We start from the raw sequence: 21714 nt of genomic DNA on the forward strand, positions 1-21714 counted from the left end.
AATTTGCTACATATTTCTTGAACATAACTTTTTAAAAAGGTTTCCACATGAGCAAGAATAAAACAGTGAAAGACTGGGAAGAACTCGCTACAAAAGAACGTAAAGGAAAAACTCCTGACACGCTAATCAAAAAGACTCAAGAAAAAGTCGATATCAAACCACTTTATACTCAAGCCGATATCAAAGATATCGATGTTAATACACTTCCAGGATTTCCTCCTTTTATTAGAGGACCAAGAGCTACAATGTATGCAGGAAGACCTTGGACCATTAGACAATATGCAGGTTTCTCTACAGCAGAAGAATCAAACGCGTTTTACAGAAAGGCCCTCGCGGCCGGTGGACAAGGTGTCTCTGTTGCTTTCGACCTTGCAACTCACAGAGGATATGACTCTGACCACCCAAGAGTTAAGGGTGATGTTGGTAAGGCCGGTGTTGCAATTGACTCAGTTGAAGATATGAAAATCCTCTTCGATTCAATTCCACTTGATAAAGTTTCAGTCTCAATGACAATGAATGGTGCCGTTCTTCCAATTCTTGCCAATTATATTATTGCAGCTGAAGAACAAGGCGTTTCTCAGGACAAGCTCTCAGGAACAATTCAAAACGATATTCTTAAAGAGTTCATGGTACGTAACACCTATATCTACCCGCCTAAGCCTTCGATGAAGGTTATCGCAGATATCTTTGAGTATACTTCTAATCATATGCCAAAGTTTAACTCGATTTCAATTTCGGGTTACCATATTCAAGAAGCGGGAGCTGATGCCGCCCTTGAACTTGCTTACACTCTAGCCGATGGAAAGGAATATATTGAAACGGCCATTGAAGCTGGTATGGAAATCGATCAATTCGCGCCAAGACTTTCGTTCTTCTTTGGTATTGGAATGAATTTTTACATGGAAATAGCAAAACTTAGAGCAGCAAGACTTCTATGGAGTGAAATTGTAAATAAGTACAATCCAAAAGATATCAAATCAACAATGCTTAGAACTCACTGCCAAACTTCTGGTTGGTCACTGACTGAGCAAGATCCATATAACAATGTTATTAGAACAACCGTTGAAGCAATGGCCGCCGTTTTTGGTGGTACTCAATCTCTTCATACAAATGCTCTTGATGAAGCGATCGCTCTTCCAACAGAGTTCTCCGCTCGTATTGCTAGAAATACTCAAATCATCCTTCAAGAAGAAACAGGAATTACAAATGTTGTCGATCCTTGGGGTGGTTCATTTATGATGGAAAAACTCACAAATGATTTGGCCGAGCGTGCTCGTGAAATGATTAAAGAGATTGATGATCTAGGAGGAATGGCCAAGGCCATCGAATCAGGAATGCCAAAGCTTAAGATTGAAGAATCAGCAGCTCAAAAGCAGGCCATGATTGATAGAGGTGAATACACGATTGTTGGAGTTAACAAGTACAAACTTGATAACGAAGAAGATGTAGAAATTCTTGAAATCAACAATACTGCCGTTAGAGAATCTCAGCTTAAAAGACTTGATCACCTTAGAAATAATCGTGATGAAAAAGCTGTAATGGCAGCTCTTGATGAATTAACAAAGTATGCTGAAACAGGAATTGGTAATGGCCTTGATCTTGCTGTAAAAGCAGCTCGCCTAAGAGCTTCAGTGGGTGAAATTTCTTATGCACTTGAAAAAGTATGGGGACGCTATAATGCCAACACAAAAACAGTTACAGGCGTTTATGGGAGTGCTTACTCTGAAGACCAGGATTGGAATAATATGATTAGTGAAATCAAAACCTTTGAACAAGAATACGGTCGTCGCCCCAGAGTACTTATTGCCAAGATGGGGCAAGATGGACACGACAGAGGAGCCAAGGTTGTAGCAACTGCTTTTGCTGATGTTGGTTTTGATGTTGACCTCTCTCCACTCTTTTCAACACCAGAAGAAGTTGCAAAACAAGCAGTAGAAAATGATGTTCACGCCGTAGGTGTTTCATCTTTAGCAGCAGGTCACAAGACACTAATCCCTGATCTAATTGCAGAACTTAAAAAGCTTGATGCCGATGATATTATCGTCTTCTGTGGCGGAGTTATTCCAAAACAAGATTATGATTTTCTATGGAATGCAGGGGTAAAGGGAATTTTTGGTCCAGGAACACCTATTCCAGAATGTGCTAGAAAAGTTATAGATGAAGTGAAAAAGGCCCAAAAATAATTCGAGGACACCATGAGTATTTCAATTGATAAACTCGTTAACGGCGATAGAAGAACACTAGCGAAGGCAATTACTCTCACAGAGAGCAAATTAGACAAACATCGCCTAGAAGCTCAATCTCTTCTTGAAAAGATCGTCTCTCATACTGGGGGAAGCTTAAGAATTGGAATCTCTGGTGTCCCAGGCGTTGGTAAATCAACATTCATTGAAACATTTGGTCTCTACCTGATCTCACAAGGAAAGAAAGTCGCTGTACTTGCTGTTGATCCGAGCTCACCAATAAGTGGGGGAAGTCTTCTTGGAGATAAAACAAGGATGGAAATTCTCTCTCAACAAAATGAAGCTTTCATTCGCCCTTCACCGACATCAGGATCTCTAGGTGGTGTTGCCCAAAAAACGAGAGAGGCCATGCTTCTCTGTGAGGCAGCTGGTTACGATATCATTCTTGTAGAAACTGTTGGGGTTGGTCAGTCGGAATATGAAGTCGCCTCAATGGTTGATTTCTTTATGGTCCTCATGCTTCCCAATGCGGGAGATGAACTACAAGGAATCAAAAAGGGTATCTTAGAATTGGCAGACTCGATTGTCGTTAACAAGGCCGACAGTGATTCAGTTAATCTAGCTAAAATGACAATGGGTCACTATAAAAATGCTCTACGTTTAGTGCATCCTACAAGCTTTTGGATTCCTCGCGTTCTTAGCTGTTCTTCTATTGAAAAAAGAGGAATTGATGATATCTGGAAGATGATCAGTGAATATCATAGTGAGGCTAAAAAGAATGGAGAACTTCTTACAAAGCGAGCTGTTCAAAATAAGAAGTGGATGGAAAAGCTAATTTTTGAAATGATTGAACTCAGACTAAAGTCTAATAAAGAGATTCAAAAGAAATGGCATAAATTTGAGGACGATGTTTCAAAAGGACTGGCGACACCATTTAATGCCGCCAAAGATATTGTTGAAAGTTACTTTCAAAATTAATTACAACTAAGTCCATTAACCGTTTCAACACCTCTATTCTTTACTAGAGTCATTTTCCCATTAAATGGAGCAAGAGTTACACTTCTAATCCCTTGCGTACCGACATTAGCAGAGAAATAACTACCGAAATCTTTAGCCGTAGCTGTAAAATTAAGTCCATTCCCTGCGACATGAATAGATCCACCGCTTACGCTGATTGTGTATCCTTCACCAGTACAAGTCGTAGCTAGTGAACTGAAAGAAACAAGCATTGTCATGGCTAAAATCAATTTTTTCATTATTCTACCTCTCTTATATTTTAATTGTTATTGAATTACCTTCGTATGATATAAAACTACCAACCATTTTCTTCTTTAGCACGTACATCAATAGCCAACGCCATTTAATCCCAAGTGGTAACTTCGTTTTTGTTACATTGAAGACCATTGTGTTCTCTTCTGGGTAATGCTCTACATTCGCTTTAATAGTGATCGTAAAGTCTTTAACTAAAACCCTAACTCTTGCTGTGAGTATCATCTTATTGTTTTGAAAGGCAATACTCAGATTTTTGATGTCAGATTTTGTTTCATTAATTATCTCTCGAGGGTCAACATTGGTGTCAAAAATGGACCGAAAAAGATCTTCAAACTTCCCTGAGTTTTCATCTGAAATAATTCTTGAGATAGAGATATTCCCTTTCTTAAAACAGTCTCCTATTACACCTTGCATATCATTCAACTCAGTTTCTTCGTCCTTGTAACAGCTCGCTGTTAAATTCGAAAGAGTCGTCCCTTTATCAGAGCTAAGCATTTGAGTTGTTGGTGATCTAAATAGCAACTGCTCGTCGATAACTTTAAGCTTTTCGACATCAATGAAGAATTTAGTTTCTTCTTTTCTGTCAGTGAAAAGTATTTTTCGACTTACAACATCAAGTGAGTTTAAACAATCTTTTGCAATTTTCTTCCCATCCATTTCTAAAAGTTCAGGGTCTTTATCACAAGAAACAACCGTTTCACCTGCTTCAATTTTAAAGGCAGGAATATCAACAGCACTCTTGCTTACATTTGCTGTAATCTTATTATCTCTAAGCTCAACTTGATCGAGTTGACTTGAAAAAAGTATTGGCGACTTTTCATCCTTGTTATCGTACTTAATTTCAGCTCCAGCTAAATCACCTTCGTCCTTACCTGAAATGAGTGAATCGGTTAGGCAACCTTTAATAATTCCATCAGGTTTTGTCATATCCACACCAGGGATACCACCACAATAGAGGTTAAACTTTGTTAAGCTAAGATTTGAGACATCGTTAATGATACGAAACTTATTCCCGTTGAAAGAAAAGAATAACGGGTTAATAAGAAATTTTGATTCTTCAATATCAAGACTAAGAATTTTACTTAATGGGTTTTCCTCAGGAAAAGAAAATCCAAGGTTTAAGTATTTTCCTGCAATTCCAAAATAGCGATTACGATAAAAAATTTCAGACTTAAAAACTTCGTCAGTATTATTAATACCAACGTTCATTCCATCCCATGAAAGCTGAACACTTGAAAAATCAAGACTTCCCGCCTTGCCGGCACCCTTCTGAGGGAGATCATAGTCCATTTTTTTGATATCAATTTCAATGAAATTACTTTCATTGGCCAACGAAAGTGGCGCTGATAATAATAGGAATGAAGTGATAAGAGATTTTATTTTCATAAAACCGTTTTATCACTTCACTTGATATAAAATTGAATGTTTGAAATTATTTTAAGGGCCGTCTATTTTTTAGGCAGAGAGATTACTCAATAATTTCTACCACTTACCAGCACCCTCACGAATTAATTCAGCTTCCCCCTCAACAGAAAGGTCCACAATCGTCGATTGGCCTGCAAATTCATATTCACCTGGATCGAGAATTAACTGGATATCACCAGGAAATTTTTCTTCAATCTGATAGCTGTAAAACATTGAACCTTCTTCAAGACCCATCATCTCTTCAGAGATATTTGTCGATAGAAGTACTTCTCCATGAATCTCAACTAATTTATTAACGATATTACCTGGAATAAAACGCACACCAACTTGATGATCATTTTTAGAAGCTTGAACAGCACGGATAATCTTTTTCGTGGCCTCAAAGATAAATGTGTAATGACCAGGAATCTTATTTCTAATCATTCTAAAAGCAGAGTCACCAATATTAGCGACTTCCGAAGCCTTTGAGATTGTGTCACAAATGAGTGAGAAGTGTTTAAGGGGACTAGCTCCTTTAAAGCGGTAAAGTCTCTCTACACCTTTTTTATTAAAAGGGTCACAAACAACAACCCAACTTGTATCAGTAGGAATACAAACGAGATTTCCCTCTTTAATAGAATCTGATGCTCGTTTTAAAATACGATCATCAGGGTTCTCAGGAATTAGATATTCAATCATAATCTAGCCTTAATTAGTTTTTAAATACTTCAAGAATTCAGAATCAGAGGAGAAAAGAAATTTCGTCTTACTTGATAATGACTTCTTATAAGCTTCTAATGCTCTTGTAAATTCATAGAAACGTGGATCCTGAGATAATGCCTTAGCATAAATTGCTGTGGCCTTTGCCTCTGCCTCACCTCTAACCTGCTGAGCAGTTCTATAGGCTTCAGATTCAATTTTTTTCAAGTCTCTTTGAAGACGACCTTCAATTCTGGCCTTCTCCCCTTGTCCAATCGATCTAATTTTTGAAGCAATTCTCTGTCTTTCAGAAATCATTCTTTCATAAACTTTTGATTCAACACTTTTTTCATAAGAAATACGTCTAAGCTGTACATCAATAAGCTTAATTCCAAAAGCTGCCAATTCTTCATCAGCTCTCTCAACGATTAGCTGACTTAGCTTCTCTCTACCAAGATTAATTTTCTCAATCTCTCCAGATACTTCTTCTTCAACAATTGGCTCACCATTTTTCTTATTCTCGGCCATTTCTTTTTTACGCTTTTGAACCTGTTCTAGAATTTGGTTCGAATTACGTACTGCCTCAACGAGGTTATTTGAAGAAATAACATTTCTTGTAGCAGAGTCTAAGATTGTATCAATACGCGCTTTCGCTCCTGTTTCATTACGAACAGTCTGAATAAACTTTAGAGCATCAACAATTCGCCATCTAGCAGTTGTATCAACTTTAATAAATTTCTTATCCTTTGTAGGGATTTGATTTGGAAATCCGTCCCAAGATAAAATTCTCTTATCAACAAGTCTTACATCTTGAACAAAAGGCTTTTTAAATTGAATTCCGGCCGTTGTAATTGGTTGCCCAACAGGCTTTCCAAATTCAGTAATAATTGCTTGCTGACCTTCTGTCAGAATAAACATACTTCCCTTTGCAACGATGAGGGCAACAACAACGATAACACCTAATAAAGCTTTCATTATTTATTCCCCTTTTTTCCATCAAATACTGGAAGAAGTCCTTTAATTGAAGGATCAACAATCGTAACATTTTCTAAGCGTGAATAAATTGACTCCATCGTCTCAAGATAAAGACGTTTCTTAGTAATACTTGGGGCCTTTTTATATTCTTTTAAAATAGCAACAAATTTCTCAGCATCACCCAGAGATCTGTTTACAAGTTCTTCTTTATAACCTTCAGCTTCAGAGATCATTTTCTGCGCCTTACCTCTCGCCTCTGGAATAATTTTGTTATATTCCCCTTCAGCTTGGTTGATTACTTTTTCTTGTTCTTGTTTCGCTTCGTTAACTTCGTTAAAAGATGCCTTTACTACATTTGGAGGATTAACATCCTGAAGTTTTACTGAAACAATTTTCACTCCCATATCATAGTGATCGAGAACTTCTTGCATTAGATCTTTTGCCGATGTTTCAACTTCAATTTTACCTGTCGTTAAAACTTCAGATACTGAGCGATCCCCAACAACTCTTCTCATGATCGATTCAGAGACATCGCGAATATTTCTCTCAGGCTCACTTGTTTGAAACAGGAATTTAAATGGATCAGAAATTTGAAACTGAACCGCCCATTCAACATCGGCAACATTTAAGTCACCAGTTAGCATAAGCGATTCAGACTTATAACTTTTCTCAGAGTAGGCAGAACGTCTTCCTCTAGTCGTCGATGTTCTAAATCCAAATTCAGCTTGTAGTACTCTTTTCGTTTTAACCTTAATAACTCTATCGATCCCAAATGGGACTTTAAAGTGAAGGCCTGGAGGATTAGTATTGTGAAACTCTCCTAAACGAATAACAACAGCTTCCTCATCAGGTTCAACTGTATAAAACGTTGTCATAGAGCCAATTCCAAGAACCAGCAGGATTAGAACAGGAATCAAAAACTTTTTAATTTTTTCGATATCCTCTTTCATTTTTTCAAATTCATTTTTCGGCGACTGAGAAAAAGTCATATTAAGCCTCTACTTCCATCATGAGCACACCTTGATCTAAGGCATCCCCAACATTTACGTGAATTGATTTAACAAAACCATCCATTCCACATTTGATTTCATTTTCCATTTTCATGGCCTCGATGATAACAAGAGTTTGACCCTTTTTAACTTCATCACCTTCTTTTACTGAAATCTTAACGATCTTCCCTGGCATCTGAGTGATTAACTCACCCTCATTTCCACCAGCAAGTCCAGATGGTTTATAACCACGATAAACATCAAAAACTCTATCTACATTTAGCATCTTCTTAGGAAGATCTTGTCGTGGAATTTTTTTCCAAGACTTATTGTCTTTAGAAACAAAATACTGTCCAGCAAGTCTTCTTACAAAGATGATCTGTCTATTCGTGATTTTATTATCTTCGATTGTTGAATATTCAAACTCGACAAGTTCACTAGAGTGCTTCTTCGTTCTAGTAAGATCAACAATTACTTCATTTTTATCTGCATCGATTAAATATGTTCTCATACTTACATCCCCATTTTTCTTGCTTCAACACCAGCAAGTACTTCGTAGAATCTCATGTGATTAAGTTCTGTTGAAACTTCTTCCTGAGGTTTTTCTACGGCAATAAAGTCAGTAGAGTAATATCCATCAATAAAGTTCTTCTTATTCATAATGACTTTAAGAAGAGGAACATTTGTCTTTAGTCCTTCAATGAAAAGGCCATCGAGAGCTGCTCTCATTTTTCTTACTGCGACATCACGAATAATTCCTTTACACACAAGCTTTCCAACCATTGGGTCGAAATCAGGTGTTACTTCAAGATCTTTGTAAAGACAGTGATCAAAACGTGTTCCTTGCGGAAAGTTCGTTTCAAAACCTGTTACATGTCCTGGAGCTGGAAGCATTGTAATTGGATCTTCTGCACAGATACGACACTCAATAGCATGTCCCGATCTTCTGATGAACTCTTGACCAGGGAAACCTAGGTCATCACCAAGAGCTGATTGAATCATACATACGATCAGATCGATCCCAGTAATCTCTTCAGTAATAGGGTGTTCAACTTGAATACGAGTGTTCATTTCTAGGAAGTAGAAATTCTTATCTTCACCCATAATAAACTCAACTGTTCCAGCAGAGTCGTAATTAACGGCTTTAGCTAATTGAACAGCAGTATTACAAACTTTTTGACGAAGCTCTTCATCGTCTCCAATAAATGGAGAAGGAGCTTCTTCAATAATTTTTTGGTGTCTTCTTTGAATAGAACATTCTCTTTCATAGAAGTGATAAACGTTTCCATTTTTATCTGCGAGAATTTGAACTTCGATATGTCTTGGATTAAGAATTAACTTTTCAACAAGAAGATCACCATTATTGAAGGCCGCAAGAGATTCTCTACCTACAGCTTCAAAATTAGCTCGTACTTCTTCTTCATTTTGGCAAGCTCTCATACCACGACCACCACCACCGGCAACCGCTTTTAAAAGAACAGGATATCCTATTTCATTACTGATCTTTACAGCTTCTTCCACAGTAGGAACGGCTGTATCAGTTCCTGGAACAGTTGGAACTCCCGCCTTCTTAGCAATTTGCTTTGAAACGGCCTTATCACCCATGAGCTTAATTGCCTCTGCATGAGGAGCAATAAAAGTAACACCCGCTTCATTTAAAGCATTTGCGAAGTCAGCATTTTCAGAAAGAAAACCATAACCAGGGTGAACAGCATCAACATCATTTTCCTTAATTACTTTTAACAAATTTTCAATATTCAAATATGTTTCAGCGTTTGTAGAACCTTTTAAATGTACCCACTCATCACAGAATTGAAGATGTGTCGCATGTACTTCATTATCAGTCCAAAGACCAATTGCAACGTGCCCAAGCTCTTTACATGCCTTCGCAATACGTGAAGCAATTTCTCCACGGTTAGCAATTAGAATTCTTCTACTTTTATTTATTGGTTGTCTTATCGTCATCATAATTGAATGTTCCCGTGTTTACGTTGTGGAAGTTCAACTTTTTTGTCTTTAAGTGCAACTAGATATTCGTAAACTCTCTTGCGCGTTTCCTCTGGAAGAATAATCGCATCGAGATATCCTCTTTCCGCAGCTCTATAAGGGTTAGCAAATCTCTGCTCATAATTTGCAACAAGCTCTGCTTTCTTCTTATCAAAAGCTTCACCTTCAAGCCCTTTAAGCTCATTTCTAAAGATGATATTTACAGCGCCCTCTGCACCCATAACGGCAATTTCACCAGTTGGATAAGCAAGGTTAATATCTGCTCTAATATGTTTTGATGCCATAACATCATAAGCACCACCATATGATTTTCTTGTAATAAGAGTAATCATTGGAACTGTTGCTTCAGCATAAGCATAAAGTAGTTTCGATCCGTGCTTAATAATCCCACCATACTCTTGAACTGTTCCAGGAAGGAATCCAGGCACATCTACGAGAGTTAGAATAGGAATATCAAAAGAATCACAGAAACGAATAAAACGAGCTGCCTTACAAGAAGCATCGATATCTAGAACACCTGCGAGAATTTGTGGCTGGTTTGCAACAATACCAATCTTGATTCCACCAACAGAGGCAAAACCACAAATGATATTTTGAGCATAGTCCTTATGAACTTCTAAGAAATGTCCATCGTCAACGACATCAATGATAATCTCTTTCATGTCATATGGTTTCTTTGGGTTCGCAGGAACAGTTTCTTTAATTTTGTTATTATCTCTATAAACAGGATCAGAAGAATACTTTTCAGTTTTCTCTCTGTAATTTGAAGCTGGAAGATATGTAAGAAGTTCTCTTACTCTTTCAAAACACTCATCTTCATCAGTACATTTAAATTGTGATACACCAGACTTTTCAGAATGAGTTGCAGCTCCACCAAGTTCTTCTTTTGTAACTTCTTCATGTGTAACTGTTTTAATTACATCTGGCCCAGTAACAAACATATAAGATGTTTTATCAACCATGAAAATAAAATCAGTAATAGCAGGAGAATAAACAGCTCCACCAGCACAAGGTCCCATGATTAATGAAATTTGTGGAATAACACCTGAACACTTTACGTTTCTATAAAAAATTTCAGCATAACCACCAAGAGCATCGACACCCTCTTGAATACGAGCTCCACCAGAGTCATTAATTCCAATAATTGGAATTCTATTTTCAAGAGCGAAGTCCATGATCTTACAAATTTTCTTTGCGTGATACTCACCAAGAGCTCCACCCCAACAAGTAAAGTCTTGTGAATATAGAGCAACTTTCTGACCATTAATTTCAGCGATACCAGTTACAACACCGTCACCAAGAAATTCTTTTTTATCCATCCCAAAGTCACCACATCTGTGTGTAACAAATCTATCGAACTCTAAAAAAGTTCCCGGATCGATAAGGCGCTCAATTCTTTCACGAGCAGTATATTTACCTTGTGAATGTTGTTTTTCAATTCTAGCGGCTCCACCACCAAGTGAAGCTTCTTCTCTTCTCTCTAAGAGAAGATTTCTTTTTTCCTCAAGAATAGGATCCATAATAACCTCCCAAATAACTTAGGTATTCTAAACTTTTAGTCACTAGGAGGCTATTAACTGTGCGTCATTTAACGATGAGCACAAAAAAGGGCTCCACTTAGGAGCCCTTTCTAATATTTTGAATTTCTTGAGATATTATTCGCCAGCTGCTTTCTTTCTCTTATCAAGTCCGTACTTATCAACTTTCATAATTAGACTTGCTCTAGACACACCAAGCTCTTTAGCAAGCTTCGACTTATTAAAGTTACACCTTTTAAGTCCTTCACGAATCATCATCGCTTCAAGTTCTTCAAGAGCATCTTTAAGTTTACCACTTGTATTTACTCCACGTGTTGCAACCGCAGGGGCCGCTCCGTGATCGAGAATTCTTTGAGAAAGGTTATCTGGAGTAATATTCTTATCATCTCCAGCAAGAACAACGAGTCTTTCAACTTCGTTTTGAAGTTCACGAACGTTACCTGGCCAAGGATAATCTAGCATTTTCTCCATACACTTTTTAGAAAAGCTCTTCATAGGCATTCCAACTTCATCACATCTCTTTTTAAGAAAGTGTTCCATCAGGAATGGAATATCTTCATTTCTCTCTCTTAGAGGTGGAAGCTGAACATTGATAACGTTAATTCTATAGTAAAGGTCTTCTCTGAATTCACCCTTTGCCATCATCGTTTTAAGATCTTTATTTGTTGCAGCCAAGATACGAACATCAGTTCTTCTTGGAGAATCAGCACCAACTGGCATATAAGTTCCTTCCTGAAGAACCCTTAGGAGCTTAACCTGCATTGAAAGCGATGTATCCCCAATCTCATCGAGAAAGAGAGTTCCCCCATTCGCTGTTTCAAAAAGTCCTGGCTTATCTTTTACTGCACCCGTAAAGGCACCTTTAACGTGTCCAAAAAGCTCTGAATCAAGTAAGTTGTCGTTGAAAGCTGAACAGTTTACAGCAAGAAACTGACAATCTTTCCTTGGTGAATTGTAGTGAACCGCCTTAGCAACAAGTTCTTTACCTGTACCGTTTTCACCATTGATTAGAACAGACGATTCCGAGCTAGAGATCTTTTCTAGTAATTGATAAATCTTTTGCATTTGCTTAGATTTACCAATCATCGTGTGATAGCGATACTTCGTTCCAAGCTCGCTATTTAACTCTTGAATTCTTTCTTCACGCTTAGAGATTTCTGTCGTGAATGTCTCAATCTCATCAGAAACAAGTTCTACTAGCTCCTGAAGATATTCAACATCTGCATGGCTCATTCTCTTTAAATGAGATACCGCTGTTTGCGCGTCAGTATCTGTCGCCCCAAGCTCCACCATTTGAGCAACAACTTCAGATTCCTCTTCTGCTGTTACTGTATCAAGTAGAAATGGAAATGCCATGACAGTTCCAAGATGCTCTCCTTCGATAGCAACTCTACAGGCAACGCCCTTTACGTGCTTAAAACTAGAATCAAACACATATGTTTTTTCTGAGTGGTCATGTAGAAAATCAAAGGCCTTTTCAATATCTTGAGTTACAAGGTTGTAACCATGATTCATATTCATTTGAACTTTGAAGAAGTGGTTCTTGAAAGAATAGTCTTTTTCGATATGCTTCGATCTGATCTTATAGTGCATATCAGTGAAGATCATCTCTACGCCAAACCATTTATTGAGAATTTCTTCTAGCTTTGAGATAACGTGTAAGTTACTCATATCTTGCCAATTAATCATCTTGCTTCTCCTTTTCGTGCTAAAAGCACTAAAACAATCTGACTAACTTTTCGGCAATTCGAGTACTAAACTTAAGTCGATAACAGAATAATTGTTAAAAAAATGAACATCGAGACTCTTAATGAGTCTCGATTTCTTTGACTTCTGATGAATTTTTAGACAAGTAGTTGAGAATTCGTGTCTGATAAGCTTGTAACTTCCAGTCTTGAGGACCAACAAACTTGTTCAAATTTTTACCGTCTTTAGAAAAAAGATAGGTTTCTGGAACTTTAATTGTACCAAATATTGGCAAATACTTTCCTTCTTTATCATGAGCAATCATAACATTTGATGGTAAATCACCAAATCTCTTTAAAAACTTTCTAATCTTTAGCTCATCGTCGTTAACGGCCAATAATAAAAAGTTAACACCCTGATCTTGTAAATGCTTAGCCAAATCAAGGAACTCAGGAAGTTCAGCTTCACAAGGCCCACACCAAGTACCCCAAAAGTGTACCATTGCACCACGAGCTCCGTTAAAGAGCGAAGTATTATCAATTTGTTCTTTTGTATATAAATTAGTGAGTTCGATCTGCGGTAATTGCTGAAGAATAGGATTCATTGCAGCTTCTTGATCTAAGCGTTCAAACTTTTTTTTCTCGTAAATTGAGTACCCGAAAGTAGCCACGACTAAACAGACAATGGCAAAAACTTTGGCTGTACTAGACATAAGAGTCTCCCCTTAAAATGAGAAAGACCGCTACCTTAAAATAAGATAGCGGTCTTTTTATTCTCGAAATTTTGCTAGAAATTAGTCAACTAGTGCGATGTATGCCATCTTCGCGTTATCACCAACACGAGTGTCTGCCATCTTCATGATTCTAGTATAACCACCATTTCTTTCTTTGAACTTTGGCGCTACATTTTCGAAAAGAGTCTTAACAGCGTCTTTGTTGTTCAATTTCTTGAACGCTTGTCTTCTGTTAGCAACTGTATCGTTTTTAGCAAGAGTGATTAGTTTTTCAACATATCCTCTAACAGCCTTAGCTCTAGTAATAGTAGTTTTAATTTTCCCGTGATCAATTACTTCAACCGCTAGGTTTTTGATCATTGATCCTCTGTGAGAAGGGCTAACTCCTAGCTTGTACTTATGCTTTTGATGTCTCATAACAACTCCTACGGCCCCTAATTATTGCCCATCTTCGCTATTTTGTTTTAAATCTTTCATGATGCTATCAACCTTCATACCAAGGCCAAGTCCCATCTGAGTAAGGATTTCCTTAATCTCATTAAGTGACTTACGACCAAAGTTTTTAGTTCTAAGCATCTCACCTTCTGTTTTACTAACAAGCTCGTAAATGTACTTGATGTTTGCATTCTGAAGACAGTTTGCAGAACGTACAGATAGCTCAAGTTCAGAAACTGGTTTAAGTAGTGCACTGTTTGTTGCACTTTGAACCTGTGAAGGCTTGCTCTCAATTCTAGAAATCTCTTCTTCGTCTTCAAAGTTAAGGAAGACTGCAAGTTGATCTCTAAGAATCTTTGCAGAGTAAGCAACAGCATCTTGTGGCTCAATACCAGCGTTTGTCCAAACTTCAAGTGAAAGCTTGTCATAGTCAGTTCTCTTACCAACACGAGAGTTTGTAACTGTATAGTTAACTCTGTTTACTGGAGAGAAAAGTGTATCAAGATAGATCCAACCAATTGGTAGATCATACTCTTCTTTATTATCTAAAGCCGTTACATAACCTTTACCTCTTGCAACAGTTAGCTCCATCTTAATAGAACCACCTGAAGAGATGTTACAAATAACGTGCTCTGGGTTAAGAACTTCAATGTTTGCGTGCTCAGCGATGTCACCTGCTGTTACAGGACCTTCTCCAGATTTCTCAAGAGTAAGAACAACATCTTCTTTATCCTTAATTTTGAAGCGAACTTCTTTTAGGTTAAGAATAATTTCTGAAACTTCTTCTTTAACATTGTTAATCGTTCCAAACTCGTGCTCTACACCATCAATACGAATAGCTACAATACCCGCACCTTGAAGAGAAGAAAGTAGTACTCTTCTTAGTGAGTTACCTAGAGTTTGTCCGTATCCTCTCTCAAGAGGCTTGGCAACAAACTTTCCGTAGTTTGATTTAAGCGTATCAGCGTCCAGTTCAAGAGCGACTGGTCTAATCATGCTTGTCCAGTTTTTAGATATAAACTTATCCACAGACATGTCTCCTTAATAAGATGTTATACTCTTCTTCTTTTTGGTGCTCGACAACCATTATGAGGGATTGGAGATCTATCTGCAACTGAAGTTATTTTCAAACCAGCTTGTAACAATGCACGAATTGCGTTTTCTCTACCTGCACCAGGACCTTTTACTTTAACATCTACAGAGCTCATACCGTGTTCCATTGCTTTCTTAGCAGCTTCAACAGAAGCTGTCTGAGCAGCAAATGGAGTCGATTTTTTAGACCCTCTAAACCCAAGTTGACCAGCAGAAGCCCAAGCTACTGCGTTCCCTTGAGCATCAGTAAATGTAACAATCGTGTTATTGAAAGAACACTGAATGTGACAAATACCATGCGTGATATTCTTTTTTACTTTTTTCTTTGTTGTCTTTTTAACCATTACGTTACCCTACCTTTCACTACTTCATCGACTTGATCGATTTCTTACCAGCGATAGCAACCGCAGGTCCTTTTCTCGTTCTTGCGTTAGTAGATGTTCTTTGACCTCTAACTGGAAGACTTTTTCTGTGACGGATACCTCTGTAACATCCTAAATCTTTCAGTCTTTTGATGTTTAGACCAACTTCTCTTCTTAGATCACCTTCAACCGTATAATTGGCCTCAAGGATCATTCTGATTTCGTTTGCCTCTTCTTCTGATAGGTCAGTAGAGTTTTTGTTTACGTCGATATTTGCTTTACCTAGAACTTCCAAAGCAACAGTTGGTCCAACCCCATAAATAGATTGAAGCGCAATTCTCATTACTTTGTTTCTAGGAATATCAACACCAAGAATTCTTGCCATAGCTACACTCCTTAGAAATTACTATTGATAATTAACCTTGTCTTTGTTTGTGTTTTGGATTCGTCTTACAGATTACTCTCAAAACGCCTTTTCTTTTGATTACTGTACAGTCTTTGCACATTGGCTTAACAGATGCTCTAACTTTCATAACAACCTCTTAAATATTGGGTTATCTACCCTTACTACGATAAGTAATACGACCTTTAGTTAGATCATACTTACTGATTTCTACTAAAACTTTATCTCCAGGTAGAATCTTAATGAAGTGCATTCTCATCTTTCCTGAAATGTGAGCAATAATACTATGCCCGTTAGGTAACTTAACTTTAAACTTAGTATTCGGAAGAAGTTCAGTCACTTCACCTTCAACTTCGATTACATCTTTTTCTGACATAGACAATTTTACCCATTCTAACAACGCTTGATATATATGACTCAGGGCCATAAATCAAGCCATTAATTTATTAATTACAATATTTTATATAACTATTATTTATTGACTATTTTAACAAGCTCGCCAAAGACTGTGTCCGCAGAACCTGAAGCATCAATTTCAACTAAATTACCAAGGCTCTTGTAATAATCAAGAACTGGCTCAATAGTCTTTTTGAAGACATCAATTCTGTTTCTAACAACCTCTTCCTTGTCATCATCTCTATGAATTAGATCTTCACCAGAAACATCGCATTTACCTGCAACCTTTGGTGCTTTTGAGATTAGGTTGTAAATTTCTCCACTCTTTGGAGCTAGTCGACGATTTGTAATTCTCTCAATGAGAACTTCGAAATCAATTTTAAAATATACTGCTTTCGTAGCTGTTCCTTTAAGAACGTGCTCTTCAAGAAGCTTAGACTGTTCCCCATTTCTAGGGAACCCGTCAAAAATATATGCGTTTGTAGCAAGGTCACAATTAGCGTTAAGAAGCTCAAGAACAGTCATATCGTCAACGAGATTTCCCGCCTCCATGATGGACTTAACTTTATTACCAAGCTCAGAGTTTTTAGCGATCTCTGCTCTAAGTAGGTCTCCAGTCGAAATATGACCATAACCAAATTCTTTAACTAACCTTTTAGCTTGAGTTCCTTTTCCAGATCCAGGAGCTCCAAGTAAAATTAATTGTGGCTTCATCTAAAACCTTCTATTGCTACCGTTATACTTACCTTTTGATTTATAAGTATTTTCATAACGATCAGCAAACATAAACGATTGAATATTCATCATTACACGAACTGAAACAGAAACAAGGATTAGCATCGCTGTTCCACCGAATCTAGTCTGTGTACCGGTAATTAAAGTTGGAGTAATACAGATAACACATAGAAAAATCGCTCCGAAGAATGAAAGTCTATTAAGTACGTTATCTAAGTATTCTTTTGTTTTATCACCTGGTCTAATCCCAGGAATAAAAGCATTATTCTTCTGTAGCATTTCAGCAATCTTCTTAGTTTTGAACTGAATTGGAGCGTAGAAGTAAGTCATATACACAATAAGTAGTGCAAATAGGATATTAAACAGCATTTGCCCAGGATATAGAGACTGCTGAATAGTATCGAAATATGGCTTAAGTGGACTTCCTTCAGGAATAAAGTTCGCAAAAGTAAGTGGTGCCATTAATAGTGAAGATGCGAGGATTGGAGGCATAACACCACCTGTATCAACTCTCATCGGTAGGCTTTGTGTTCCACCGTAAACTTTATTATGCACAACACGCTTAGCGTACTGAACAGGAATACTTCTATGAGATCTCTCAATAAAAGCAACAATAAAGAATGAAACGATGATAACGGCCAAGAAAATAAGAATCTCCATTCCACCAAGCTCTCCATTTCTATAAAGAGTTAGTTTCTGGATAACTTCTGATGGTAGCTCTACAGCAATACCAGCAAAGATAATAAGTGAAACACCGTTTTCAAGACCAAATTCAGTGATTCTTTCCCCTAGCCAGAGCAGGAACATAGTTCCTGCTGCTAGAGTAATCATTGTAGTAAGTCGGAAAATCATGCCAGGGTCAGGAACAACGCGTCCAGTTGCAGTAGTAAAGCCTTCGAATACGGCGGCCATACTGTAACCTTGGATACAACAAAGAACGACAGTGGCATATCTTGTCCACTTTTGAATCTTCTTGTGCCCTTCAGCGTCTTCTTGAAGCTCTTGGATCTGAGGAATTACCTCACCAAGTAAGCTAAAAATAATTGATGTCGTAATGTAAGGCATAATCCCTAGAGCGAGTACAGAGAAACGCTTGAAAGATCCACCCGTAAACGTGTTCAGTAGATCAAAAAGACCAGTACCTGAACCATCAAAATAAGTTTGAATAGCCTGTGCATCAACACCTGGAACAGGGATCTGCGCAACCATTCTGTAAACTACTAGTAAAAGAAAAGTGTAAAAAATCTTCTTTTTAAGCTCTTCTAGCTTTCCTTGAGCACCTGACATTCAATAAATTCCTTTTTATTTGTTTTCGATTTTTCCACCAGCTTTAGAAACTGCTTCTTCAGCTGACTTTGAGAACTTATTAATGTTAACAAAAGTTAACGCTTTTGTAAGCTCTCCATTACCAAGAATTTTAATTGGTAATCTTTTCGAAATACCTTTCAGTAGTCCCTTAGCAACTAGAGATTCTCTTGTTACTTCTTCACCATCAAATTTCGCTTCGATTTGACCAAGGTTAACTTCAGCATAGATAGTTTTAAAAGGTGCGTTAGAAAAACCTCTTTTAGGTAGTCTCATATAAAGTGGCATTGCTCCACCTTCGAAACCTGTTCTAACTCCACCACCAGCTCTTGCTTTTTGACCCTTATGACCTTTACCAGCCTGAGTCCCTTGTCCAGAACCTTGTCCACGACCGATTCTTTTGATGTTCTTGTGAGCACCCTTTGGGCTTTTTAAATTATTTAACGTAAGCATATGATCCTCTCAATTATTCCTTGATATCCAAAAGGTGAATAACTTTCTTGATCATTCCTCTAACTGCAGGAGTGTTCTCAAGAGTTTTACTAGACCCAGTCTTTCTAAGTCCAAGACCTTTAACAGTCGCCTTTTGCTTTTGGTTACAACTGATAGTACTTTTCTTAAGTGTTACTGTAATTTCTTTCTTAGCCATAATACTACCCTCTACTAACCTTTAATTCTAAGGCCCTTAGATTCTTTACCTCTAACGTTAGCAACTTGCTCAGCTGATCTTAAGTTTTTAAGAGCTGCGAAAGTAGCTTTAACGATATTATGAGGGTTATTTCCTCTAAGTGACTTTGTTAGAACGTTTCTAATTCCAGCAAGTTCCATAATTGAACGACATGCACCAGCAGCCTTAACCCCAGTACCTTCTCCAGCCGGCTTGAAAAGAATTCTACCAGCATCAAATTCACCAACAATTTGGTGTGGAATTGTACCGTTATCAAGTGGAACTTTTACCATATTTTTTTGAGCTGCTTGTGTAGCCTTTCTAATTGCTTCAGGAACTTCCTTAGCTTTACCAAGACCATAACCAACGCGACCCTTCTTATCACCAACGATCATTAATGCAGAGAAAGAAAATCTTCTACCACCCTTAACAACCTTAGCAACACGGTTAACCGCTACAACTCTTTCTTCAAAATCAGGATTAACAGCAGGAGCCTTTTTTCTTGGAGCTTGCTTCTTTCTTGGAGCTTTCTTCTCAGTAGCTTCTACTTTTGCTTCTTTTTTAGTTTCTTCTGTCATAACTACCTCTTAAATTTGAATCCCATTTTCTCTTGCAGCTTCAACAACAGCAGCTACAACACCGTGGTACTTGTAACCGTTTCTGTCAAATACAGCATTGTCAATTTTCGCAGACTTAAGCTTTTCAGCAAGAGTAGCTCCAACAACTTTTGCACCATCAACATTGTTTCCAGCTTTAACAGCATTCTTTCCATAAGTTTGAACAGAAAGTAATGTTTTAGAAGCATTATCATCGATAACTTGAACAGCAAGATGCTTATTAGATCTTGTTACTACAAGTCTTGGACGATCAGCAGTTCCATTAACTTTTTTTCTGAGAGAAAGCTTTCTTCTATAGCGTCTAGCTTCCGACTCTTTTCTAATTTTACCTAATTGTTTTCTCATCATTTTCTCCAACCCTAAGCTTTCGCTATCTTCAGGCAAGTTTAAATTTATTTACCGCCAGCTTTACCAGCTTTTCTAATAATTGTCTCATCAGAGTACTTAATACCTTTACCTTTGTATGGCTCAGGAGATCTGAATGATCTAATTTTTGCAGCAGCAAAACCTACTAGTTCCTTATCAGCACCTTCCAATTCGATCTCGTTTTTAACGACTTTCGCTGATACACCATTAGGTAGCTTGTACTCAATTGGGTGAGAGTAACCAAGGTTTAGGTTTAGTGTGTCACCACTAACAGCAGCCTTATAACCAACACCATTGAACTCTAAAGTTCTCTTGAATCCTGTAGTACAACCAACAATCATGTTGTTTACAAGAGTTCTAGCTGTTCCCCACATTGAGCGAGCAGGCTTAGAACCATCTACAGGAGTTACGATAACTTCTTTATCTTTAAGTTCAAATTTTACTAAATTATTAAATTCATACTCAAGTTGACCGTTTGGACCCTTAACAGAAACTTTTGTCCCGTCAATTTTCACTTCAACTTTTTCTGGTACTACAACCGGTTGTTTACCAATACGTGACATTGTGTACTCCTACCAAACGTTACAGAGGACTTCTCCTCCAACCTTTCTCTTTCTAGCTTCTCTATCAGAAATTACACCCTGAGATGTAGATAGAATAGCTGTTCCAAGACCAGAGATAACACGAGAAATGTCGTTATAACCTCTATATTGTCTAAGACCTGGCTTTGAAACTCTCTTAATTCCTACGATCGCATCTTCTTTAAGAAGTACTTTAATCGAAATATCATTTTGAGCTTTTGCAACAATTTTAAAAGATCTGATATAACCTTCATCTTTTAAAACTTTACAAATTCCAGCTTTAACTTTTGAAGCAGGAAATTCAACTCTATCATGTCCAGCATTGATAGCGTTTCTAACTCTTGTAAGCATATCTGCAATTGGATCTGTCATCATAGCTATATCCTCAACTTACCAGCTTGATTTAGTTACACCAGGAATCATACCTCTAAGAGCAAGCTCTCTGAATGCGATTCTTGATAGACCAAATTTTCTATAGTTACCACGTGGTCTTCCAGTAAGAACACATCTGTTTCTCACTCTGATTTTCGCAGAGTTTCTTGGAAGAGTCTGAAGCTTCATCATAGCTTCAAATCTTTCTTCTTCAGAAAGATTCACGTCTTTAATTTTATTTCTAAGCTCAGCTCTCTTAGCAGCGTACTTCTCTGCTAACTTCGCTCTCTTTTCGTTACTTGCTAATTTTGCTTTTCTAGCCATTACTAATCCCCTTAATTATTTACGGAAAGGCATTCCAAATTGACTAAGAAGCTCTCTACCTTCTTCGTTATTCTTTGCAGAAGTAACGATAGAGATACCCATACCTCTAACTTTATCAATTTGATCATAGTTAATCTCTGGGAAGATAATTTGCTCTTTTAGACCAAGAGTATAATTACCTCTTCCGTCAAAACCTTTATCAGAAACACCTCTAAAGTCACGTACACGTGGAAGAGTAATGTTTACAAGTCTGTCTAGGAATTCATACATCTTCTCGCCTCTTAGAGTAACGCTAGCACCTAAGGCCATACCTTCTCTAACTTTGAATGAAGCGATTGATTTTCTAGCTCTTGCTACAACTGGCTTTTGACCAGTGATCGCAGCTAGATCCTTAACAATAGACTCGACAACTTTAGCATTAGTTACCGCGTCTTTTGTACAGCAGTTAACAACAATTTTTTCCAGCTTAGGAATTTGGTGAACGTTTTTTAGTCCAAATTTTTCCTGAAGAGCTGGAGCAATTTTATTTTTATATTCAGTCTTTAATCTACTCATAAGTTTACCCTCAACCCG

At 37.5% G+C, this 21714-nt stretch carries 28 protein-coding genes; 2 read left to right on the forward strand and 26 right to left on the reverse strand.

The features are described 5' to 3' along the window. Nucleotides 1-47: 47 nt before the first annotated feature. Complete coding sequence (scpA, locus tag HBN50_RS15255; protein WP_273871452.1) at nucleotides 48-2183, forward strand: methylmalonyl-CoA mutase; 2136 nt, start codon at nucleotides 48-50, stop codon at nucleotides 2181-2183. A 12-nt stretch (nucleotides 2184-2195) separates the two neighbouring features. After that, nucleotides 2196-3161, forward strand: a complete 966-nt coding sequence (meaB, locus tag HBN50_RS15260) for a methylmalonyl Co-A mutase-associated GTPase MeaB (protein WP_273871454.1) — start codon at nucleotides 2196-2198, stop codon at nucleotides 3159-3161. Here the strand turns inward: meaB and HBN50_RS15265 are convergent. From HBN50_RS15265 to rplE, 26 genes are all read right to left on the reverse strand, one after another. Beyond that, entirely contained in the window at nucleotides 3158-3439 is a 282-nt protein-coding gene (locus HBN50_RS15265) for a hypothetical protein (RefSeq protein ID WP_273871457.1), read from the reverse strand. The genes meaB and HBN50_RS15265 overlap by 4 nt on opposite strands. Before the next feature lie 13 nt (nucleotides 3440-3452). Next, on the reverse strand, nucleotides 3453-4841 hold the full coding sequence (locus HBN50_RS15270) for a hypothetical protein (RefSeq protein ID WP_273871458.1): 1389 nt from the start codon (nucleotides 4839-4841) through the stop codon (nucleotides 3453-3455). A 96-nt stretch (nucleotides 4842-4937) separates the two neighbouring features. Further along, a complete protein-coding gene (locus HBN50_RS15275) occupies nucleotides 4938-5558 on the reverse strand; it encodes an L-threonylcarbamoyladenylate synthase (protein WP_273871459.1) in 621 nt (206 codons plus the stop codon). Between the two features lie 9 nt (nucleotides 5559-5567). Then, nucleotides 5568-6533, reverse strand: a complete 966-nt coding sequence (hflC, locus tag HBN50_RS15280) for a protease modulator HflC (RefSeq protein WP_273871461.1) — start codon at nucleotides 6531-6533, stop codon at nucleotides 5568-5570. Further along, nucleotides 6533-7522, reverse strand: coding sequence for an FtsH protease activity modulator HflK (gene hflK / locus HBN50_RS15285; protein ID WP_273871463.1), 990 nt, complete (start codon nucleotides 7520-7522; stop codon nucleotides 6533-6535). Before hflK ends, hflC begins: the two co-directional genes overlap by 1 nt. A 1-nt stretch (nucleotide 7523) precedes the next feature. Further along, nucleotides 7524-8033, reverse strand: coding sequence for a biotin/lipoyl-containing protein (locus HBN50_RS15290; RefSeq protein WP_273871464.1), 510 nt, complete (start codon nucleotides 8031-8033; stop codon nucleotides 7524-7526). A 2-nt stretch (nucleotides 8034-8035) separates the two neighbouring features. Beyond that, on the reverse strand, nucleotides 8036-9490 hold the full coding sequence (locus HBN50_RS15295; RefSeq protein ID WP_273871465.1) for an acetyl-CoA carboxylase biotin carboxylase subunit: 1455 nt from the start codon (nucleotides 9488-9490) through the stop codon (nucleotides 8036-8038). Beyond that, nucleotides 9487-11049, reverse strand: coding sequence for an acyl-CoA carboxylase subunit beta (locus HBN50_RS15300; protein WP_273871468.1), 1563 nt, complete (start codon nucleotides 11047-11049; stop codon nucleotides 9487-9489). The genes HBN50_RS15295 and HBN50_RS15300 overlap by 4 nt, the downstream gene beginning before the upstream one ends. A gap of 135 nt (nucleotides 11050-11184) precedes the next feature. Continuing rightward, complete coding sequence (locus tag HBN50_RS15305; RefSeq protein WP_273871469.1) at nucleotides 11185-12756, reverse strand: sigma 54-interacting transcriptional regulator; 1572 nt, start codon at nucleotides 12754-12756, stop codon at nucleotides 11185-11187. Nucleotides 12757-12874: 118 nt separating this feature from the next. Next, a complete protein-coding gene (locus HBN50_RS15310) occupies nucleotides 12875-13465 on the reverse strand; it encodes a TlpA family protein disulfide reductase (protein WP_273871471.1) in 591 nt (196 codons plus the stop codon). An 81-nt stretch (nucleotides 13466-13546) separates the two neighbouring features. Next, complete coding sequence (gene rplQ / locus HBN50_RS15315; protein ID WP_273871473.1) at nucleotides 13547-13903, reverse strand: 50S ribosomal protein L17; 357 nt, start codon at nucleotides 13901-13903, stop codon at nucleotides 13547-13549. 21 nt (nucleotides 13904-13924) lie between these two features. Beyond that, the gene (locus HBN50_RS15320; RefSeq protein ID WP_273871474.1) at nucleotides 13925-14950 is read right to left on the reverse strand and encodes a DNA-directed RNA polymerase subunit alpha; all 1026 of its coding nucleotides are present in this window, start codon (nucleotides 14948-14950) and stop codon (nucleotides 13925-13927) included. Between the two features lie 23 nt (nucleotides 14951-14973). After that, on the reverse strand, nucleotides 14974-15357 hold the full coding sequence (gene rpsK, locus HBN50_RS15325; protein WP_273871475.1) for a 30S ribosomal protein S11: 384 nt from the start codon (nucleotides 15355-15357) through the stop codon (nucleotides 14974-14976). 19 nt (nucleotides 15358-15376) lie between these two features. Then, on the reverse strand, nucleotides 15377-15760 hold the full coding sequence (gene rpsM, locus HBN50_RS15330; RefSeq protein ID WP_273871476.1) for a 30S ribosomal protein S13: 384 nt from the start codon (nucleotides 15758-15760) through the stop codon (nucleotides 15377-15379). 31 nt (nucleotides 15761-15791) lie between these two features. Further along, complete coding sequence (gene rpmJ, locus HBN50_RS15335) at nucleotides 15792-15908, reverse strand: 50S ribosomal protein L36 (protein WP_273871478.1); 117 nt, start codon at nucleotides 15906-15908, stop codon at nucleotides 15792-15794. Between the two features lie 21 nt (nucleotides 15909-15929). Beyond that, nucleotides 15930-16154, reverse strand: coding sequence for a translation initiation factor IF-1 (infA, locus tag HBN50_RS15340; RefSeq protein WP_273871479.1), 225 nt, complete (start codon nucleotides 16152-16154; stop codon nucleotides 15930-15932). 95 nt (nucleotides 16155-16249) lie between these two features. After that, entirely contained in the window at nucleotides 16250-16888 is a 639-nt protein-coding gene (locus tag HBN50_RS15345) for an adenylate kinase family protein (protein WP_273871481.1), read from the reverse strand. Further along, the gene (gene secY, locus HBN50_RS15350; RefSeq protein WP_273871483.1) at nucleotides 16889-18196 is read right to left on the reverse strand and encodes a preprotein translocase subunit SecY; all 1308 of its coding nucleotides are present in this window, start codon (nucleotides 18194-18196) and stop codon (nucleotides 16889-16891) included. It lies immediately after the preceding gene. 15 nt (nucleotides 18197-18211) lie between these two features. Next, the gene (rplO, locus tag HBN50_RS15355; protein ID WP_273871485.1) at nucleotides 18212-18667 is read right to left on the reverse strand and encodes a 50S ribosomal protein L15; all 456 of its coding nucleotides are present in this window, start codon (nucleotides 18665-18667) and stop codon (nucleotides 18212-18214) included. Between the two features lie 13 nt (nucleotides 18668-18680). Beyond that, on the reverse strand, nucleotides 18681-18863 hold the full coding sequence (gene rpmD / locus HBN50_RS15360; protein WP_273871486.1) for a 50S ribosomal protein L30: 183 nt from the start codon (nucleotides 18861-18863) through the stop codon (nucleotides 18681-18683). Between the two features lie 14 nt (nucleotides 18864-18877). Next, entirely contained in the window at nucleotides 18878-19459 is a 582-nt protein-coding gene (gene rpsE / locus HBN50_RS15365; protein WP_273871488.1) for a 30S ribosomal protein S5, read from the reverse strand. A gap of 9 nt (nucleotides 19460-19468) precedes the next feature. Beyond that, the gene (gene rplR / locus HBN50_RS15370) at nucleotides 19469-19846 is read right to left on the reverse strand and encodes a 50S ribosomal protein L18 (protein ID WP_273871490.1); all 378 of its coding nucleotides are present in this window, start codon (nucleotides 19844-19846) and stop codon (nucleotides 19469-19471) included. Between the two features lie 44 nt (nucleotides 19847-19890). Beyond that, complete coding sequence (rplF, locus tag HBN50_RS15375; protein WP_273871491.1) at nucleotides 19891-20427, reverse strand: 50S ribosomal protein L6; 537 nt, start codon at nucleotides 20425-20427, stop codon at nucleotides 19891-19893. A gap of 9 nt (nucleotides 20428-20436) precedes the next feature. Further along, on the reverse strand, nucleotides 20437-20820 hold the full coding sequence (gene rpsH, locus HBN50_RS15380; RefSeq protein WP_273871492.1) for a 30S ribosomal protein S8: 384 nt from the start codon (nucleotides 20818-20820) through the stop codon (nucleotides 20437-20439). Between the two features lie 15 nt (nucleotides 20821-20835). Continuing rightward, complete coding sequence (rpsN, locus tag HBN50_RS15385) at nucleotides 20836-21141, reverse strand: 30S ribosomal protein S14 (protein WP_273871493.1); 306 nt, start codon at nucleotides 21139-21141, stop codon at nucleotides 20836-20838. Nucleotides 21142-21156: 15 nt separating this feature from the next. Beyond that, nucleotides 21157-21696, reverse strand: coding sequence for a 50S ribosomal protein L5 (gene rplE, locus HBN50_RS15390; protein WP_273871494.1), 540 nt, complete (start codon nucleotides 21694-21696; stop codon nucleotides 21157-21159). Between the last annotated feature and the right edge of the window lie 18 nt (nucleotides 21697-21714).

The organism is Halobacteriovorax sp. GB3 (assembly GCF_028649655.1).
Lineage (GTDB): Bacteria > Bdellovibrionota > Bacteriovoracia > Bacteriovoracales > Bacteriovoracaceae > BSW11-IV.

Excerpts from the sequence above, each read along its gene's own strand:
- scpA (WP_273871452.1), top strand. The coding sequence starts at position 48 with ATGAGCAAGAATAAAACAGTGAAAGACTGGGAAGAACTCGCTACAAAA.
- meaB (WP_273871454.1), top strand. The coding sequence starts at position 2,196 with ATGAGTATTTCAATTGATAAACTCGTTAACGGCGATAGAAGAACACTA.
- HBN50_RS15265 (WP_273871457.1), bottom strand. The coding sequence starts at position 3,439 with ATGAAAAAATTGATTTTAGCCATGACAATGCTTGTTTCTTTCAGTTCA.
- HBN50_RS15270 (WP_273871458.1), bottom strand. The coding sequence starts at position 4,841 with ATGAAAATAAAATCTCTTATCACTTCATTCCTATTATTATCAGCGCCA.
- HBN50_RS15275 (WP_273871459.1), bottom strand. The coding sequence starts at position 5,558 with ATGATTGAATATCTAATTCCTGAGAACCCTGATGATCGTATTTTAAAA.
- hflC (WP_273871461.1), bottom strand. The coding sequence starts at position 6,533 with ATGAAAGCTTTATTAGGTGTTATCGTTGTTGTTGCCCTCATCGTTGCA.
- hflK (WP_273871463.1), bottom strand. The coding sequence starts at position 7,522 with ATGACTTTTTCTCAGTCGCCGAAAAATGAATTTGAAAAAATGAAAGAG.
- HBN50_RS15290 (WP_273871464.1), bottom strand. The coding sequence starts at position 8,033 with ATGAGAACATATTTAATCGATGCAGATAAAAATGAAGTAATTGTTGAT.
- HBN50_RS15295 (WP_273871465.1), bottom strand. The coding sequence starts at position 9,490 with ATGATGACGATAAGACAACCAATAAATAAAAGTAGAAGAATTCTAATT.
- HBN50_RS15300 (WP_273871468.1), bottom strand. The coding sequence starts at position 11,049 with ATGGATCCTATTCTTGAGGAAAAAAGAAATCTTCTCTTAGAGAGAAGA.
- HBN50_RS15305 (WP_273871469.1), bottom strand. The coding sequence starts at position 12,756 with ATGATTAATTGGCAAGATATGAGTAACTTACACGTTATCTCAAAGCTA.
- HBN50_RS15310 (WP_273871471.1), bottom strand. The coding sequence starts at position 13,465 with ATGTCTAGTACAGCCAAAGTTTTTGCCATTGTCTGTTTAGTCGTGGCT.
- rplQ (WP_273871473.1), bottom strand. The coding sequence starts at position 13,903 with ATGAGACATCAAAAGCATAAGTACAAGCTAGGAGTTAGCCCTTCTCAC.
- rpsK (WP_273871475.1), bottom strand. The coding sequence starts at position 15,357 with ATGGTTAAAAAGACAACAAAGAAAAAAGTAAAAAAGAATATCACGCAT.
- rpsM (WP_273871476.1), bottom strand. The coding sequence starts at position 15,760 with ATGGCAAGAATTCTTGGTGTTGATATTCCTAGAAACAAAGTAATGAGA.
- rpmJ (WP_273871478.1), bottom strand. The coding sequence starts at position 15,908 with ATGAAAGTTAGAGCATCTGTTAAGCCAATGTGCAAAGACTGTACAGTA.
- infA (WP_273871479.1), bottom strand. The coding sequence starts at position 16,154 with ATGTCAGAAAAAGATGTAATCGAAGTTGAAGGTGAAGTGACTGAACTT.
- HBN50_RS15345 (WP_273871481.1), bottom strand. The coding sequence starts at position 16,888 with ATGAAGCCACAATTAATTTTACTTGGAGCTCCTGGATCTGGAAAAGGA.
- secY (WP_273871483.1), bottom strand. The coding sequence starts at position 18,196 with ATGTCAGGTGCTCAAGGAAAGCTAGAAGAGCTTAAAAAGAAGATTTTT.
- rplO (WP_273871485.1), bottom strand. The coding sequence starts at position 18,667 with ATGCTTACGTTAAATAATTTAAAAAGCCCAAAGGGTGCTCACAAGAAC.
- rpmD (WP_273871486.1), bottom strand. The coding sequence starts at position 18,863 with ATGGCTAAGAAAGAAATTACAGTAACACTTAAGAAAAGTACTATCAGT.
- rpsE (WP_273871488.1), bottom strand. The coding sequence starts at position 19,459 with ATGACAGAAGAAACTAAAAAAGAAGCAAAAGTAGAAGCTACTGAGAAG.
- rplR (WP_273871490.1), bottom strand. The coding sequence starts at position 19,846 with ATGATGAGAAAACAATTAGGTAAAATTAGAAAAGAGTCGGAAGCTAGA.
- rplF (WP_273871491.1), bottom strand. The coding sequence starts at position 20,427 with ATGTCACGTATTGGTAAACAACCGGTTGTAGTACCAGAAAAAGTTGAA.
- rpsH (WP_273871492.1), bottom strand. The coding sequence starts at position 20,820 with ATGATGACAGATCCAATTGCAGATATGCTTACAAGAGTTAGAAACGCT.
- rpsN (WP_273871493.1), bottom strand. The coding sequence starts at position 21,141 with ATGGCTAGAAAAGCAAAATTAGCAAGTAACGAAAAGAGAGCGAAGTTA.
- rplE (WP_273871494.1), bottom strand. The coding sequence starts at position 21,696 with ATGAGTAGATTAAAGACTGAATATAAAAATAAAATTGCTCCAGCTCTT.